This window comes from Kangiella aquimarina DSM 16071 (assembly GCF_000374105.1).
GTDB classification, from domain to species: Bacteria; Pseudomonadota; Gammaproteobacteria; order Enterobacterales; family Kangiellaceae; genus Kangiella; species Kangiella aquimarina.
The window spans coordinates 339,829-356,265 of record NZ_KB893650.1; the positions used below are offsets into that span (position 1 = coordinate 339,829).

Annotated in this window: 16 protein-coding genes; 7 read left to right on the forward strand and 9 right to left on the reverse strand. The window is 42.1% G+C overall.

All coding sequences use genetic code 11. The annotated features are described in order from the left end of the window. Positions 1 to 50 precede the first annotated feature (50 nt). From B158_RS0101690 to B158_RS0101705, 4 genes are all read right to left on the reverse strand, one after another. The gene (locus tag B158_RS0101690; RefSeq protein ID WP_018623593.1) at positions 51 to 581 is read right to left on the reverse strand and encodes an SMI1/KNR4 family protein; all 531 of its coding nucleotides are present in this window, start codon (positions 579 to 581) and stop codon (positions 51 to 53) included. Positions 582 to 645: 64 nt separating this feature from the next. Beyond that, positions 646 to 1,200: a hypothetical protein gene (locus B158_RS0101695; protein WP_018623594.1), complete on the reverse strand. Its 555-nt coding sequence runs from the start codon at positions 1,198 to 1,200 to the stop codon at positions 646 to 648. After that, the gene (locus B158_RS0101700; RefSeq protein ID WP_018623595.1) at positions 1,181 to 1,546 is read right to left on the reverse strand and encodes a hypothetical protein; all 366 of its coding nucleotides are present in this window, start codon (positions 1,544 to 1,546) and stop codon (positions 1,181 to 1,183) included. The genes B158_RS0101695 and B158_RS0101700 overlap by 20 nt, the downstream gene beginning before the upstream one ends. A gap of 79 nt (positions 1,547 to 1,625) precedes the next feature. Next, positions 1,626 to 2,405, reverse strand: a complete 780-nt coding sequence (locus B158_RS0101705) for a hypothetical protein (RefSeq protein ID WP_018623596.1) — start codon at positions 2,403 to 2,405, stop codon at positions 1,626 to 1,628. Positions 2,406 to 2,664: 259 nt separating this feature from the next. On the opposite strand from B158_RS0101705, the gene B158_RS0101710 reads away from it, so the two are divergent. From B158_RS0101710 to B158_RS0101730, 5 genes are all read left to right on the forward strand, one after another. Then, positions 2,665 to 3,630 carry an integron integrase gene (locus B158_RS0101710; RefSeq protein WP_018623597.1) on the forward strand — a complete coding sequence of 322 codons (966 nt, stop codon included), beginning with the start codon at positions 2,665 to 2,667 and terminating at the stop codon, positions 3,628 to 3,630. Between the two features lie 16 nt (positions 3,631 to 3,646). Further along, positions 3,647 to 5,176, forward strand: coding sequence for a YifB family Mg chelatase-like AAA ATPase (locus B158_RS0101715; protein WP_018623598.1), 1,530 nt, complete (start codon positions 3,647 to 3,649; stop codon positions 5,174 to 5,176). A gap of 179 nt (positions 5,177 to 5,355) precedes the next feature. Next, positions 5,356 to 6,819: an aminotransferase class V-fold PLP-dependent enzyme gene (locus B158_RS0101720; protein WP_018623599.1), complete on the forward strand. Its 1,464-nt coding sequence runs from the start codon at positions 5,356 to 5,358 to the stop codon at positions 6,817 to 6,819. Positions 6,820 to 6,905: 86 nt separating this feature from the next. After that, on the forward strand, positions 6,906 to 7,214 hold the full coding sequence (locus B158_RS0101725) for an ArsR/SmtB family transcription factor (protein ID WP_026309183.1): 309 nt from the start codon (positions 6,906 to 6,908) through the stop codon (positions 7,212 to 7,214). Further along, positions 7,214 to 7,597 carry a rhodanese-like domain-containing protein gene (locus B158_RS0101730; RefSeq protein WP_018623601.1) on the forward strand — a complete coding sequence of 128 codons (384 nt, stop codon included), beginning with the start codon at positions 7,214 to 7,216 and terminating at the stop codon, positions 7,595 to 7,597. The genes B158_RS0101725 and B158_RS0101730 overlap by 1 nt, the downstream gene beginning before the upstream one ends. Positions 7,598 to 7,660: 63 nt before the next feature. On the opposite strand, the gene B158_RS0101735 is transcribed toward B158_RS0101730, so the two are convergent. The 4 genes from B158_RS0101735 to B158_RS0101750 are packed head-to-tail and all read right to left on the reverse strand — an operon-like array spanning position 7,661 to position 12,599. After that, positions 7,661 to 7,876, reverse strand: a complete 216-nt coding sequence (locus tag B158_RS0101735; protein WP_026309184.1) for a YgaP family membrane protein — start codon at positions 7,874 to 7,876, stop codon at positions 7,661 to 7,663. Positions 7,877 to 7,902: 26 nt separating this feature from the next. Then, positions 7,903 to 9,216: a hypothetical protein gene (locus B158_RS0101740; RefSeq protein ID WP_018623603.1), complete on the reverse strand. Its 1,314-nt coding sequence runs from the start codon at positions 9,214 to 9,216 to the stop codon at positions 7,903 to 7,905. Between the two features lie 22 nt (positions 9,217 to 9,238). Further along, the gene (locus B158_RS0101745; protein WP_018623604.1) at positions 9,239 to 10,075 is read right to left on the reverse strand and encodes an outer membrane lipoprotein-sorting protein; all 837 of its coding nucleotides are present in this window, start codon (positions 10,073 to 10,075) and stop codon (positions 9,239 to 9,241) included. Between the two features lie 10 nt (positions 10,076 to 10,085). Further along, entirely contained in the window at positions 10,086 to 12,599 is a 2,514-nt protein-coding gene (locus tag B158_RS0101750) for an efflux RND transporter permease subunit (RefSeq protein WP_033413930.1), read from the reverse strand. A gap of 125 nt (positions 12,600 to 12,724) precedes the next feature. Between B158_RS0101750 and B158_RS0101755 the strand changes: the two genes are divergently transcribed. Both B158_RS0101755 and rep read left to right on the forward strand, forming a co-directional pair. Then, positions 12,725 to 13,588: an MBL fold metallo-hydrolase gene (locus B158_RS0101755; RefSeq protein ID WP_018623606.1), complete on the forward strand. Its 864-nt coding sequence runs from the start codon at positions 12,725 to 12,727 to the stop codon at positions 13,586 to 13,588. A 95-nt stretch (positions 13,589 to 13,683) separates the two neighbouring features. Next, positions 13,684 to 15,708: a DNA helicase Rep gene (gene rep, locus B158_RS0101760; RefSeq protein WP_033413933.1), complete on the forward strand. Its 2,025-nt coding sequence runs from the start codon at positions 13,684 to 13,686 to the stop codon at positions 15,706 to 15,708. A gap of 6 nt (positions 15,709 to 15,714) precedes the next feature. Here the strand turns inward: rep and B158_RS0101765 are convergent, their stop codons facing one another. Beyond that, positions 15,715 to 16,107, reverse strand: a complete 393-nt coding sequence (locus tag B158_RS0101765) for a VOC family protein (RefSeq protein WP_018623608.1) — start codon at positions 16,105 to 16,107, stop codon at positions 15,715 to 15,717. Positions 16,108 to 16,437: the final 330 nt, after the last annotated feature.

The window sequence follows — 16,437 nt, forward strand, 5'->3', positions numbered from 1 at the left end:
AAGTAAATGGGGTCAGAGTACATATTTATCCCATTAATTTGTGTTAGGTGCTACCCAGTTATCCATCGATATAACTCCCTTATAGAGTAAGCTATCGTTGGCAAGACAACGAAGAAAATTAATAGTGCAACCATTACAGGGCCATAAAACCGCAAGTTGAAAACCAAGTCACTTCGCAATTTTGCAAATCCAGTTAATGGAGGAGCATTTTCACTTTCAAGATATTTCTTGTAGTCATTGTATCTATTAGTAAGAAATTCTTGGAACGAGCTGAAGGTCTCTAATGGTTTAATTTCAATACTTCCATGATCTAGCCTTTTTAGCTCGGCCGAGATACAGTCAAGCGCGTAGGGACAAGCATCAGATTCATCACCGATATAAACAAGCTGCATTGGCCACTGTTGACTGCATTTCCCCTGCCTATAAGCAATCGTTGCTTCGATAATAGTATTTGCATCATCAAAAACACTTACTTCATCAATAGCATCATAATTTCTTTCTGAAATCATGAACTCAACAAAGTCTGAAGGTAGTTTTACATTCAGAGCACTTTCTATTCTTCTGATGTCTTCGATCTTCATTTTTTTCTAATATCGCCTTGCAATGGGGCAGCCACGTAATGGACGTCCCAGCAGCTGCAACCTGTTATGCATTTTTAATCTTATGCTGGTAGTTTATGATCAAACACTGGCCCATGCTTTGGCCATAAGAGTTCGCCCGGCCGATGCCCACTAAAGTTTCAGGGATATAATTTTCTGAAAGCTTTTCTAAACAAAAGTCCAAAATCGGCTCGATTTCCATCTCACATTTACTCGGCTTCCCTTTGTAAACGCGCAAGAAGCCTGCCCTCGGATCAGAACACAAGCCCGGAATAGCCGTTGCTTTAAAGTTATGGAACCATTCCCCTCTGGGCATGGTTAATTGACCATTTATGAATGTTGGGTCGAATAATTTTCTTTCTTTAGGTGGAACATAGTTATTCTCAGTTGACTCGGGTAGACCCGATGCGCAGCCTGCTAATATAAACGCAAATGCTAAAAAATATTTCTTCAATGTTACTCTCCCTGTTTTTTTTGCATAACGTTTGAAACAAATGGCGGACAAACCGCGGAGCGGGTTGGCCGTCCAGCGCGTAAGCGCGAATTTGGTTGACTTGTTAGGCGTGGATTCTACACACATTTCAAAAGTCCAAGTCTGCATCGATAATTCCATAAAAGTCATTATTTGAAGGTTCCTCTTCTTCAGACAAAGACTTCTTGAAACTTTCTATACCACTCCACTCGTAAATGACTTTTCTATCATCATTTATTTGTATAATTTTTCCATTTTTAGTTTCTAAGCAAAACAAATCATGCCAATCACCATAAAAAGGAATAAGTGACTCGTTTACATCCCATTTAGCGCGCAAAGTTAACCCTTCGTTTATTTCTCCCCAGGACCAGAAACAATGACTAAGAAATGTCAATTTTCCATCGACGTAAATTGAAGGATAATTTTTAGCGTACCCTTCAATAGATTTTAAAAATTCTTCTTGTTGTGTATTCATTATTATTTACGCCTAACGCCGGGCTAATTTGCGCCGCCAGGCGTCAAATTGAGCCCTTTGTTATGTATAAGTTCCCATCTCATGTGAACGATTCCATTACTGTCAGAACACGCTCAACCTCCTCAAGCATCTCATTGAAGGAGTCTTGAACTGACTTAAAGTAATACGGATCACGTATAGAAAATGACACATTCACAGGAACATCTAAAGTCTTATGAAATATATTCATTGTTGGAGGAACTATTTCACCAATATCTTTTGGATTATATAAACGACTAGTCCAACCAACATCCCTTCTGTTCTGACCAAACTGTGCATTTACTAGGCCAGCGGGAAAATCAGGTATCTGAGCGCGTATCATCTCACTTGAGATATGAGTGTAATCACCGATTGGGGTTGGAAACTTGTGTTTATCAACAATATTTATTTCATGTATCAGGAATATTAATGTGTTCCCACCATCACCCAAAAAAGGTTTAAGTTCGCATATGGCCTGAACAAAGTCTTCGCTAACATAGTGAGCCATGCGGCTTCGGACACTCTGCTCTAAACTTTCTTCTTTCTTAGCAAAGGGAAACTGAATGGCACCATGCTTTGATTCATCTTCTACTTTAGGTGAGACTGTCTCGAAATAAGCATGATCTATAGAAGAACGGAGATTATGGAATACTTCCCCACATCTAACGACTAAACGATCAATAACTCTTTGATCGCTTTTAGCGAATGTTGCTCGTTCATCTGTGTGCGTATTTGTTTCAAGTATATATGTGTAAGGTGGAGTGTCAGAAATAAGGGCGTCAATTTCAGCAATCAACTCTCTAGATCTTTCTATTTTGGCTTTAGCACTTGCGAACGCCATTTTAACTCTCCCTAGATCACCACATAACATTATATTACCGGACAATGCCGATAACCTTTTGATTTAAAATGATTTATTTTTAATGTCCTTTTTTCCGGCTAATACCATATAAAACCGGACATTCCTGTTCTGGTATCTCTTTTTGTATTGAGTTTACAGGTACCATGGTCAATGACCTACAGGCCTTATAGTAATTGGCTCTTTTGTAATTGCAACGCTTTTTTTAGTATGCAGCTAAAACCAACAAACAGGACAAGGAATGTCTGGTTCTCCTTTTTTACAATCTATTCGTCATTACCTGCGAACGAATCATTACAGTTATCAAACTGAGAAGTGTTATCTATATTGGATTAAGGATTTTATTCGCTATCATCGAATGGAGCATCCGCAAAATTTATCTGATGCAGATGTCAGCAATTATTTATCCTTCCTAGTTGTTAAGCGCAACGTCAGTAGAAGCACTCAAAAACAGGCTTTGAATGCACTAGCTTTTCTCTACAGAGATATCATCGGTAATCCTCTAGGAGTCCTGCCCGGTATTACACGCTCTAAAAAACCAGTTCGTTTGCCTACTGTGTTTAGTCATGATGAGGTGTCTCGGATCTTTTCAGTTCTCACGGGTGAATATAAAGTTATTGCTTCATTATTATATGGCAGTGGTATGCGCATTTCTGAGGCTTTGTCACTACGCATAAAAGACATTGATTTCACAAGAAGCACTGTTACAGTCAGGCAAAGCAAAGGGGAAAAAGATAGAGTCACGATTTTATCCAAACTATCCGCTCAATTACTTTCAGATCATTTCTCTCAACTGAAAATTAACTATGATAGCCTCAAATTGGATTCTGATTGGCCTGGCGTGCATTTGCCTAATGCCCTAGGTAAAAAATATCCAAATGCCTATAGATCCTGGGGATGGCAATTTGTCTTCCCTTCCTCTACCAATCCTCCCGATTTGATTACGGGTGTTCGTCGTGGTTTTCACCGGCATCCCAGAACCATAGGTCGTGTGCTCAATAGAGCATTCAAACAGGCTAAGATAACAAAACATGCTTCTAGCCACGCTTTTCGACACTCTTTTGCTACTCATTTGCTAGAAGCTGGTTACGACATTCGAACAGTTCAGGAGTTGCTTGGACACAAAAGTGTCGAAACCACACAAATTTACACACACGTTATGAATAAAGGGGCTAATGCAGTGAAAAGCCCTTTGGATCATCTATAATTTAATAAGGAAGTTTATGTCTCTCGCTATTGTCTATTCCCGCGCCGGGGTTGGAATTGAAGCTCCGTTGGTTACTGTTGAAGTGCATTTGTCGCACGGTTTGCCGAGTTTGAATATTGTTGGTTTGCCTGAAGCGGCGGTTAAGGAAAGTAAAGATCGTGTGCGTAGTGCAATTATTAATTCTAACTTTGATTTTCCGGCGCGTCGCATCACCATCAATTTAGCGCCAGCAGATTTGCCTAAGGAAGGCGGTCGTTTTGATTTGCCAATCGCGCTTGGAATTTTAGCTGCGTCTGGTCAATTGCCCTCCGATTACCTTTCTAATTATGAATTTATTGGCGAGTTGGCGTTAACCGGAGAACTTCGGCCAGTAAAGGGTGTGTTACCGGTTGCTTTGGCCTGCACTGAGGACAAGCGCACTCTCGTTGTGCCAGAAGCCAATTCTGCGGAAGCAGGTTTAGTTCCTTCGGTACAAGCCGTTCACGCCAAACATTTATTGGATGTATGCCACTCGCTGATGCGGAATACCCCTTTGCCGGAGTGCGTCAATGATGCGGTAGTTCATAACTATGATTTTGATATGGATATGTCCGATGTCATTGCTCAGGAGTCGGCTAAGCGCGCCTTAACGATTGCCGCTGCGGGTAAACATCATCTACTCTTTATTGGCCCGCCCGGAACGGGGAAAAGTATGCTGGCCTCAAGGATGCAAACTATTTTATCGCCGATGACTGAGCAGGAAGCCAAAGAGTCAGCTTCCATTTATTCGGTCAGTCATTTTGGCTTTGATGCCAGTCAGTTTTTTGTTCGTAAGTACCGATCACCCCATCACTCCTGTTCTGCTCCAGCTTTAATTGGTGGCGGTAGTCATCCTAAGCCCGGCGAAATTTCTTTGTCCCATAATGGGGTTTTATTTCTTGATGAGTTGACTGAGTTTTCGCGTCAGGTGTTGGATAATTTACGTGAGCCATTGGAATCCGGCAAAGTCACTATTTCACGTGCCGCCCATCAAGCCGAGTACCCCGCCAACTTTATGTTGCTGGCTGCGACAAACCCCTGCCCCTGTGGTCATTATGGTAATCCTAAAGGTTCTTGTCGTTGCACCCCCGATGTTATTCGTCGCTACCTGGGTAAAATTTCCGGGCCACTGTTAGATCGAATTGATATGCAGGTTGAGGTGCCGCTTCTTAGTCAGAAAGAATTAACCAATGGCAAACCACAAGATTCTAAGCCTCAAGAATCTAGCGAGTATTTACGTCGACGCGTTATCGAATGTCAGTCGGCACAATATCAGAGACAGGGTAAACTCAATGGTCAATTACAGGCCGGAGAAATTGATGAGCACTGTCAGTTATCCGAATCTGCAAAGATGCTTTTGAATAAAGCACTGGAACAGCTCAATTTATCCGCACGTTCTTATCATCGAATTATAAAAGTATCACGCACGATTGCGGATCTGTCTGGTGAGGATAAGATTCAGCCTCACCACATTAGTGAGACTTTGAATTATCGGAAGATTGAGCGTTATTTAGCGCAGTTGCCATGAATTTTGATATGGCTTAGGGAAAATTCATGAATAATCCAAATTACTAATCAGCTCATACAACAAGTATCCTGGCTAGATTGGTCTAGCCAGTGCTTTTATGCCTAGCAGTTACTTGCTTATCTGCGGCACCCTGTCTATATTAGCTTCTTTGCATATTTTTCCAGACAACTACTCCTATAATGAATCTTGTTGAACACTTTGCGCCATTCCGTCAGGGAATTATTGGCGAAAACCATCGTTATGACAGCGCACCAAATGGTGAATCCATTCTGTACGCGGACTGGACGGCCAGCGGTCGTCTGTATCGCCCGATTGAAGACTTTATTATCAACACCTTAGGTCCTTATGTTGCCAATACTCATACCGAAACGACATTGACTGGCACCACCATGACTGAGGCCTATCATGATGCTCAACAGATTATTAAGCGTCATGTTAATGCAGATGAGAATGATGTGCTGATCGCCGCAGGTTCTGGAATGACTTTGGTTATCAACAAGTTTCAACGGATGCTGGGTCTGCGCGTACCTGAAAAATGGCGCGAGCGTCTGGATATTAAGGAATCTGAAAAACCTTTAGTTCTGGTTACTCATATGGAACACCATTCCAACCAGACCACCTGGCACGAGTGTGAAGTCACTCTGGAAATCATCCGCTCAGATGCACAGGGTCGTCCGGATCTGGGCCATATGCGTGAACTGCTTGAAAAGTATAAGGACCGCTTGGTGAAGATAGGCTCCTTTACTGCCTGCAGTAATGTGACTGGTATCAAAACGCCCTATCATGAAATGGCCAAAATTATGCATCAACATAACGGCCTCTGCTTCGTTGATTTTGCTGCCTCTGCTCCTTATGTTGACATTGATATGCATCCTGCAGATCCCGAACAAAAACTGGATGCGATATTCATATCCCCGCATAAATTTCTCGGCGGACCTGGCAGTAGCGGAATTCTAATTTTTGATAAAAAACTGTATGACTGTAAAGTGCCCGACCAACCTGGCGGTGGCACCGTATCATGGACCAACCCCTGGGGTGAGCATCGTTTCTTCGACAATATCGAAGCCCGCGAAGATGGCGGAACTCCTGGATTCCTGCAAACCATAAAAGCTGCATTGGCATTTAAACTTAAAGATGCCATGGGAGTCGATAAGATCCAGCAGCGTGAAGCGCAACTTGCAAAAATTTTACTGGATGGCTTCTCTCAGATTCCAGATGTGAGGATCTTAGAGGGCGATCAAAAAGATCGGCTCTGCATTGTTTCTTTCTATGTTCTTGGTATTCACCATAATCTAATCGTACGGCTACTTAATGATCGTTTTGGCATTCAGACTCGAGGCGGTTGTTCCTGTGCAGGAACTTATGGTCACTTGTTACTTGGTGTTGATCAATTACAAAGCCATGAAATCACCAATAGAATTGATCAGGGTGATCTTACCGATAAGCCGGGATGGGTGAGAGTTTCACTTCATCCCACCAATCATGATGATGAAGCGTATTTTATTGTTGATGCTTTAAGGCAAGTAATTGAAAACGCTGAAAGCTGGTCAAAAGATTATGATTTCAACTCTGCCAGCGGTGAGTTCATTCCAAAATTTAATCAAACAAAATTAAAGTCATTATGTGACTTTTCACCCATATAGGTGATTCTTTTTGGCAACAGTCGATTGCGCGAAGGTATAGATTAAGGCAGAATTTAAATATGAATCAACTAGTCACAAACAGTAACATGGCATTCACTGATGAAATGCAGAAGCACTCCGCAGAAGCTGCAAAGTTGCTTAAAAATATTTCCAACGAACAGAGATTAATGATTCTCTGTATTTTACTTGAGAAAGAATTATCCGTTGGTGAATTAAATGAAATGTTGCCCCAATTAAGTCAGTCTGCTTTATCGCAACATCTAGCCTTGTTACGCAAGAGCGACCTGGTGACTACTCGTCGTCACTCACAAACGATTTATTATTCTTTAGCATCTACAGAAGTCGCTCGTATCATTCACTTACTCCATGAAATCTATTGTCAGGAGACCTGTTAATGCAACCATGTCTACAAAATTACATTGGCTCAATTAAACAAAACATCAAAGAAATCAGTATTGATGATTTTAAATGTACAGATTGTACTAATGCTCTAATTATCGATGTTCGTGAACCTGCTGAACATGCAGAAGGAATTATTGAAGGAGCCTTACCAATTCCGCGCGGAGTTTTAGAGTTTAAATTATTCAGTCATCCTGCCTTAGAAGGATTATCTGAAGAAGAAATTCTTAATAAGCCAATTTATATTTATTGTGCTTCAGGTGGTCGCTCTGCGTGTAGTGCTCACGCTTTGGAGCAGATCGGATTTAATAATGTTTTTTCTGTCGCTGGTGGTATTAAACAGTGGACAGAGTCTGGCGGGAATATCGTTAAGCCATAATCTTTTAAATGTTTATACAGCTCAAATGAGGGCAGGCCAATGTGCCTGCCCTTTTTTATTACCCTATAACGATCCCTGCGCTGCCTGCCTTTCCGTTTTAAAGCCTAATTTCTTTATCACCATCATCGCTGGGCAGAAGCCTGTAAATGCAGACTGAAATAAATTTGCGCCCACAAATACGGTTAGCCACAACCAGTAAGGGTGAACGTACCAGGTTAATACTACTGATAATAAAACCATGAAGCCGGCGAAAGCCATCAGTACTCTTTCGGCGGTCATTTTTTTCTGTGCCATAGGAATGCCTCCTAAAATTGATATCTCACACGCACATAGGCGTTACTTGCATCTTCAAACTGGCCAAAGAAGGTATGTGCTTCCTGACCATTGAATAGATTGGCCCCAACCGTGAATAACCACTCATCACTAAAACGATAATTCATGCTGGGTCTTAAATAACTGTCATCATCTGTTGGTGAATAAAACGCAAACAGTGACCATACAAATTTATCTTTCGCTGTTCGATAGGTGACTCGTGTTGTCAGCAGGTGTCGCTTTTCTTCAGCTTCATACTGAGGGAAGGGTGAGTTAGCCAATAACTCATCGTAATCCTGTGTCCACTCCAGATAATATTGCAGGCCCAGCGTTAGCCGGGTAGCCACTTCTGATTCATAACCAGCTAAGAACCTCCACTGTGAATTTTTCACAAATGGATCGGTGCCCTCGCTATCTTCTACTTCGTCGTGATATGCCACTTCCACATTGTAAAGGCCACTTTCAATACTGCCTCGCACACTGGCGCCAACAATATCCTTACGATGGAAGGTTGGTTGGAAATTATTGGTTATTCCCACGGGTTGTTTATCAAAACCCCGATAGCCATATATCGCATACTCGGTGCCTTCTACATTCTTATACAGTCTTAGCGCAATTTCGCTGTTGCCGAAATTCTTATCTGGCTCTATTGGGTTGACAACATCGGCTCCACCAATATTGCCGCCAGCCAAAGGATTAAATAGTGAAAAACGTTCTCCGTTAATATACCGGTCTTCTTCAAATACTGGCGTCCAAACCAGATCCACATTGAGGGCATCAAAGTAACTGGTTACTCGAACCGAGTTTGCTGGCGCTTTCAAATAAGTATCTTCTCGTCCTGAGAAAAATGACTGCCAATCTTTGGGAAATAGATCATTTAGAAAAACCAGATCACCGGTTCCCCAGGTGCTGATTTGACGTCCGATTTTAAAATCAGTATTACCAAATGCAGAAAAGCTCCAGGCTAGTTCCCGAATATCCAGTTCCATCTCATCTGTTACACCGTCATACCAGGTGCCACCACGAAAACTGAAATCTACCTTTTCGCCTTTATAATCTGCTTCAAGATGCCCACGAACCTCATTCAAGGTTTCTTTATCTTCAAATAAAGGATCCGTTTGTAGTCGTCGACCATAACCGGCCTCTACAAACCCTGCCCATGACCAGTTTGATGATTCTTCTTCATCCCACTCTTCTTCCCAGACATCGCCCCACTCTTCCTCAGCGGCCATACTGGCTGGCAATCCATGAGCGACTAATAAGCCGCCCATAAATAACCATTTAAAAATTTGAGTTTTATTAGTCATCGCCATTCCTTTTCAACCAGTCTTACTCTTGCTCTGCCTCAAGCCACTCGCGTGGGGGATTTCTTAATGAGCGCGACGTAAATACATCTTCTGGTACACCAATGTTATAAACCGGACGACGGAACTCCATGTAAGTCACGCTACCAGTTTCCAGATTAGAAATTTTTGATTTCATCACTGTTGGAATACCTTGCACCTCTTCTACTTCAGCTACATCCATTCGACGATAGACTTCACCTTTGTCATTAAAGTATTCAACTGTCATTGGCAAAAATGTTTCCTTGTTGATGTTGGCAATGTAATAAGCAAACTCCACATTACTTTTGTCTTGAGGAACATTTTTTACAATGTAGGCTGTATCGGTGACTTCTAATAGCTCGTGAGAATCCAAAGCAGGGTTACGCCCTGAAACATCTTCATAGAAGAAGTCAGAACCTACAAAGCTGGTTCGTTTGTCGCCGGCCGAAATTCTTTTTTCCAGATCGAGACCTGGCAAGTACAACCAGCGATCATCATCGCGGTCTACATGCTTGTTTACTAGAAAAACTGTGCCGCGAACATCCGATGGTCGACTGAACACTACCAGAAAATTTTGATCGCCTTCATCCTGAATGTCTTTACGTAATATCACAAACTGTCTTAGTTGCCGGTTACCGTCTTTATCGACAATCATCATACGCGCATCGCTACGACCATCATCGCCAGCGTAGTAAGATACTTTGTTTGCCTTGCTGATAATTTCTTCAACACCAAGTTCACTTTCTGCCGCCTGTAATCCAGCTGTCATCATTGGCAAGGTTAAACCTGTTACCAACAATTTTAAGAATTTATGCTTAATACTTTTCTGTAAGCTTTTCATGAAAGCCTCCTTAAGATTTAAATGCCCACTTGCGTGTGGCTTTTAATGCCACTGGTAATAACACCAGCGTTACCACTGCTGATGCAGCCATAATCGTTGCCAGGAAGAATCCAACCGTTATATAAGGCACTAATGGCGCAAACAACAGCGGCGTAAATCCAATGGCAATCACAATTGCGTTTCTGCTGATTGCCGATGCAGGTTCTTCAAACATCTTGACCATGGTTTGCTTAAAATCACCCGTCTGTTTAAAGATATCTCTGGCACGTTCCAAAAAGTGAATTGCAAAGTCGATGGATAATCCCAAGGTCAGCGATGACAACACTGCAATTGGCATATCATAGTCTTTGCCTACCCAACCAATTAAACCGTAGATAAATAGAATCGTAATACTCAGCGGTAACATAGCCAGCAAACCAAACAGGATGCTGCGGAACAATACGATCATCATGACTAACACCACGACAAAGGCACTCATTAAACTATCCAACATGCCTTTAACCATTTCATCCTGCCACACCATGTTCAGATAACTCTTTCCTGCCCATTGTGCTTTCACGCCTTCTGGTAATGGGTTGTCGGCCAGATACTGATCGACAAATTCCACTACCTTGGTCATATCCTGATTATCGCCACTGGTCAGTTGTAACCAGATTGCTGTCGAGCTGTATTCTTTGGTCACCATATGCCACAAATCCTGCGGTCTGTGTGACGACTGATACTGCAACAGAGCCTGTGCAACACCATTCTGGCTGTCAGGAATGACAAAGTCCTTCGGCTGACCAGTTTTCAATTCACGTGTCACAGTTTTCACCACATCGGCCAAAGAATTACTTTTACCAACGTAACCACTTTCAGCTAACGCCTGCTGTAGTTTTTCTATTTCACGAAGTATTTCTGGCTGCTGGAAATAGGCGACTTTAACTCGCGCCTCATCTGCTTTCATAATCAGATCTTCCAGAATTTGGGCTCGTTGATCGTTAGCATCAAACAATTTATCTTCCAGCAATATCATGACCTGATTCAGCTGAGTTGTTAGCTGATTTTCATTTTGCATGATATTCATCACTTCAGATTTAAGTGTGTTGTCTTCTATTGCCTGAACCGACTTCATCCAGTTATCTTTAGCTTTTGATTCATCAGCTTCCAATACCAGATAAGCATCATAGGTTCCGGCAAAATGATCGTTTAGCACTCTATCCGCCACTCGAATTTCATGATCCGCTTTAAACCATCGTACTGGGTTATCATTTATCTGAATCTGCGTAATACCCCAGACACTTAAGGCAACTACGGCTACAAAAAACACCGTTACTAATTTACTCGCCGCCAGACTACCCTTACCAACCTTTTTAAGTACTTTTTGCAGAGTGCCTTCTTGCTTAGCTTCACTCTGTAATGATTCTAATGACTTTGGCTTTAATGCAATTAGATAAGCTGGAATAAATATAATGGTCAAAATAAATGCCAATAAAATTCCAAAGCCAACATATGCACCAAAAATCTGTACTGGTGGTATTGGTGTTAATAGCAACGAGAAGAACCCAACCGCCGAAGTGATACTGGTATATAACATGGGCGTAAACAAGTGCCCGATTACTTCTTTAATCACTTCTTTACGATCACGGCCCGGTTTGTAGCTGTCCGCAAACTCCGACATGATGTGTATCGAATCCACCACTGCAATCGGCATCAGGAAAATTGGAATCATTGAGCTCATGATGTGTACGGTAAAGCCCATGCCGATCAATAATCCCATAGTGATAATGACCGTTGCCATGGCAATAATCATTGGCGCTGCGATAAATTTAAAGTTGCGGAAGAAAACCCACATCAATATAAAAATTACCAAGGCAGCCAATGGCGCCGAAATTCCCATCTGCACAAACATCTGATAACCAAATGTATCTTCGGCTACCGGTAAACCAGTAATGTGATATTCGTCATCAGAATCCAACTGATTGATTAAGCCCTGTATCTCCTGCGAAATACGGTAGCTTTCGTCCTTATCTAATATAGGCACATAGATTGCAGTCGCCTTATCATCCCCAGATGCCAGGGTATCCTGTAATAACGGTAACCGTTCTACCTGTTGATTGATCCAGTCTGCCTGGCGCTGAGTTTCTGGCGCTTGCTTCATCAACCACTCGAAGCGAATGGTGCCCGGTCCCTCCTGGCTGATATTATCGACCGTCGACAATGCCATCATGTCAGGTGCAACTACACCTTCTATTTCTGCAATACCATCAGTTAATTTCTTAATCGCCGCCAGTGATCTAGGGTTAAAAATCCCTTTTTCACTATTATTCACCGCGCCCACAACAATAATGTCATATAGATCAAAACGATCTTTTACATCATTATGGTAGACACGTGACGCCTGGTCTTCAGCCAGCATATTCTCCGGATCGGTATCCACCACAATATTTGGAATCATGGCTCCGGTAATTGCCGTTACAAGCAATGTTATGATGAATACCCATTTGGGCTTCGTCATTGAGAATTTAAGCAGGGACTGTTTCATATAACCTTCCATTCAACTCTTTATTAGGGCGCTTATTAGAGAAATCTAATATATTGTAGATTAGTATTTGCTAATATTCAAACAATAATCTATCCTAGATAACAAATTTATGAACTCAATATAGCATGTCTATAGAAATTAAATCCTTCTATCACGATGATACTGGCACCTGGAGCTATATACTTCTTGATCCTGATCAAAATTTAGCCACTATTATCGATCCTGTCATGGACTTTGATTTAAGTTCCGGCAAGGTTAGTTACCAATCGGCTAACCAACTTATTGATTACATTAAACAAAATTCACTCACCTTACAATGGATTCTGGAGACTCATGCCCATGCCGATCACATTTCTGCGGCACAGCATATAAAGCAGCAACTCGGTGGGCAAATTGTCATCGGCGAGGGTATTAAAGAGGTACAGACTCATTTCAGTGAGTTCTTTAATATTGATATGCCGATTGATGGCAGCCAGTTCGATAGACTGATGGCCAAAGGTGAGAAGCTACCCTTCGGAAGTTATGAATTTACCGCCTATCCAACCCCGGGTCATACTAATGACAGTATGAGCTATGAAATAGAAGGTAACCTGTTTATCGGCGACACTTTCTTTCATCCTGATACAGGCACTGCGCGCTGTGACTTTCCGGGCGGCGATGCTGAAAAGCTTTTCGATAGCTTGCAATTACTGTTGTCATTCCCCGAAGACTACAAACTGTGGCTTTGCCATGATTATCCCGATGGCCGTGATCCGGAAACCGGCATCAGTGTTGCCGACATGAAACATAATGTTCACTTGCAGCAATCAAACAACGTCAAAGACGAATTTGTCAGTATTCGCACCAAGCGAGATTCCACTTTGGATGTACCTAGGCTGATTTACCCTTCGGTGCAGTTGAACATCCGTGCAGCAGAATTGCCACAGGATGAAGACAACGGTCGTAAGTATTTGAAAATGCCTTTGTTTGTTCAAAAAGACAACAACTGATCTCTGATAGGCTCTGCTTTTCTTGAATTACCATTTTCTTTGCTGGTGGCAAATTGCTAAACTTGCCGCCAGTTTTGATTAACCTTTTTGCAGCCTTGTCTTTACCTCAACTCAATGAAAAACAGCGCGAAGCATTGCTAGCCACCCAGGGTCCCCTGCTGGTGTTAGCAGGTGCAGGTAGTGGTAAAACAAGTGTGATCACCCGCAAAATGGTTTATCTAATCAAAGAAAAGCAAATCCCTGCCCGCAATATCGTTGCGGTCACTTTTACCAATAAGGCTGCCCGTGAAATGAAACAACGGGTCAGTAAACTGGCTGGTTCAAATGCTACACAAGGTCTGACCGTTTCAACCTTCCATAACTTTGGCCTTAACTTCATCCGTCGCGAATATAAAAAGCTGGGCATGAAGTCCAATTTCACTATATTCGATGATCAGGATACTCTGGCCTTACTCAAGGATCTGGGTTTCAAGGAAGCTGAAAGCGACAAGCAATTACTATTCAGGTTACAGCAGCAAATTTCTGCCTGGAAAAATGATCTCATTCTTCCTGAGCAGGCGATTAACCAGGTTAAAGATCAGGAGCAGCTGATCTTCTCAAAGGTTTATGAAAAATACGCCCGGAGCATGAAGGCCTACAATGCGGTCGATTTTGATGACCTGATTCTGATCCCCACACTGCTGTTACGTGATGATCCTGAAGTGCGTGAAAAATGGCAGAATAAAATTCGCTATTTGTTGGTTGATGAATATCAGGATACCAATACCAGTCAGTATGAACTGATTAAGCATTTAGTCGGTCAGTTTGGAAGCTTTACCGTGGTTGGCGACGATGATCAGTCTATTTATTCCTGGCGGGGCGCACGTCCTGAAAACCTTGATCAGTTGGCCAAAGATTATCCCAATTTACAAGTTATCAAGTTGGAGCAAAACTATCGTTCCTATGGACGCATCCTAAAAGCCGCTAACGTTCTGATTGATAACAACCCGCACGTCTTCGAGAAAAAGCTGTGGTCTGACAAACCTTATGGTGATCCGCTTAAAGTCGTAACCTGTCCGAATGAAGATGCTGAAGCAGAAAAAGTTGTCACTGAGATTATCAGCCGCAAGGTTCGCACTAAAAATGGTCGCTATTCAGACTTCGCGATTCTTTATCGGGGAAATCACCAAGCTAAAATCTTCGAGCGAACCTTAATTGCGAATAACGTTCCGTACAAAATTTCCGGAAGCACATCCTTCTTTTCTCGTGCCGAAATCAAAGACATTATGGCTTACCTTCGTTTGCTGACGAACCCTGACGACGATAATGCTTTCTTACGTATTGCTAATACTCCACGTCGTGGTATTGGACCTACAACATTAGAACAGTTAGGTTCTTATGCCAATATGCGCCATATCAGCTTGTTTGCTGCTACCCAGGAGATTGGATTGGAGCAGCACCTACAGGGTAAGGGTTTAGAAAACATCCGTCGCTTTGCCGATCTAATTTCACGTGCTGCAGATAATGCAGAGCGGGGCGACAGCGTTGGTGTTATTCATGACCTAGTGGCACGCATTGGCTATCATTCCTGGCTACATGAAACGTCCAGCACACCGAAAGCCGCGGAGTATCGTTGGAACAACATTCAGGAATTGTTAGGCTGGGTAGAAAAAGGGATTGATGATAATGAGCATGATCCCAATCCATTCGCAGCAGCTGTAGCTAACCTGATGCTGCGTGATATGCTCGACCGCAATGAAAAAGAAGAAGAAGAGTCTAACGAAGTTCAGTTAATGACTTTGCACGCAGCCAAAGGTCTGGAGTTTAATCACGTTTATCTGGTTGGTATGGAAGAAGAATTTCTGCCACACAAGTCCAGTATTGAAAACGATGACATCGAGGAAGAAAGACGCCTTGCCTATGTTGGGATCACTCGCGCACAGCAGACTTTAACTTTTACTCTCTGCAAAAAGCGTTCCAAGTATGGAGAAGTCATGGCTTGCGAGCCCAGTCGATTCCTCGAAGAGTTACCTCAGGACGATCTTGATTGGGATGCAAAACGCAAACCATTAAGTGAAGAAGAACAGGAACAACTGGCTACTGATAACATTTCAATGTTGAAGTCACTTTTTGCTGATTAATATTATCTACTCTGGCTTCCCTTCCTTGAATTGCGCAAAGCAAATCCAGTTACCATAAGGATCGGTACAAATCGTTTCTGTGGCACCATAAAATGTTTCGCGTTCTTCAATCAGAATATTTTCACCCTCAAGCATTTTTTGTATCTCGACAATATCTTCTACTTCAACGAATAAAAAGGTTTTTGACTCTGGTAATACCTGACTGATGTCTTCTTCTATGCTCGCTGTTGTCTGGAACATAATTTCCGTTTTACCGTTACTTAAAATGACAAAACCAATCTCATCACCCTGAGGAACTGAAGTAACCACCTCAAATCCTACCTTCTCCCAAAACTTTATTCCTTTTTCCAGGTTTTTGACGACAATCACATTTGTTATTTTCTGACAGTTCGACTGCATCACATTTCTCCTACTCTTGTTCACCTTTGATTCACCCCTTTCAGTATAGACTACAATTAAACTTTTACATTCTTTTAGTTGCTAACTTTTCTTTTATTAGCCAATATAAAAGAAAAGCACAGGAGGTGCCTCATGACAATATTTGAGTGGATAATCGTCATACTTGTATCAGTCTTAATATTTTTATTTGGTCTGGCAGGTGTTACCGGAAGTATATTTTTTGACAATGAACGACAACACAACCGTTCTGAAAAAAAACTACAAAATAAACCGTGACACATTCCCCCAAAATTCACCTCACATAAAAAAGGCTCCATCTGGAGCCTTTAT

Bases quoted from the DNA above. Each gene is read 5' to 3' on its own strand.
- B158_RS0101725 (WP_026309183.1), top strand. From the start codon at position 6,906: ATGGCATTCACTGATGAAATGCAGAAGCACTCCGCAGAAGCTGCAAAG.
- B158_RS0101730 (WP_018623601.1), top strand. From the start codon at position 7,214: ATGCAACCATGTCTACAAAATTACATTGGCTCAATTAAACAAAACATC.
- B158_RS0101695 (WP_018623594.1), bottom strand. From the start codon at position 1,200: ATGCAGACTTGGACTTTTGAAATGTGTGTAGAATCCACGCCTAACAAG.
- B158_RS0101715 (WP_018623598.1), top strand. From the start codon at position 3,647: ATGTCTCTCGCTATTGTCTATTCCCGCGCCGGGGTTGGAATTGAAGCT.
- B158_RS0101710 (WP_018623597.1), top strand. From the start codon at position 2,665: ATGTCTGGTTCTCCTTTTTTACAATCTATTCGTCATTACCTGCGAACG.
- B158_RS0101755 (WP_018623606.1), top strand. From the start codon at position 12,725: ATGTCTATAGAAATTAAATCCTTCTATCACGATGATACTGGCACCTGG.
- B158_RS0101745 (WP_018623604.1), bottom strand. From the start codon at position 10,075: ATGAAAAGCTTACAGAAAAGTATTAAGCATAAATTCTTAAAATTGTTG.
- B158_RS0101765 (WP_018623608.1), bottom strand. From the start codon at position 16,107: ATGCAGTCGAACTGTCAGAAAATAACAAATGTGATTGTCGTCAAAAAC.
- B158_RS0101735 (WP_026309184.1), bottom strand. From the start codon at position 7,876: ATGACCGCCGAAAGAGTACTGATGGCTTTCGCCGGCTTCATGGTTTTA.
- B158_RS0101690 (WP_018623593.1), bottom strand. From the start codon at position 581: ATGAAGATCGAAGACATCAGAAGAATAGAAAGTGCTCTGAATGTAAAA.
- B158_RS0101740 (WP_018623603.1), bottom strand. From the start codon at position 9,216: ATGACTAATAAAACTCAAATTTTTAAATGGTTATTTATGGGCGGCTTA.
- B158_RS0101705 (WP_018623596.1), bottom strand. From the start codon at position 2,405: ATGGCGTTCGCAAGTGCTAAAGCCAAAATAGAAAGATCTAGAGAGTTG.
- B158_RS0101720 (WP_018623599.1), top strand. From the start codon at position 5,356: ATGAATCTTGTTGAACACTTTGCGCCATTCCGTCAGGGAATTATTGGC.
- B158_RS0101750 (WP_033413930.1), bottom strand. From the start codon at position 12,599: ATGAAACAGTCCCTGCTTAAATTCTCAATGACGAAGCCCAAATGGGTA.
- B158_RS0101700 (WP_018623595.1), bottom strand. From the start codon at position 1,546: ATGAATACACAACAAGAAGAATTTTTAAAATCTATTGAAGGGTACGCT.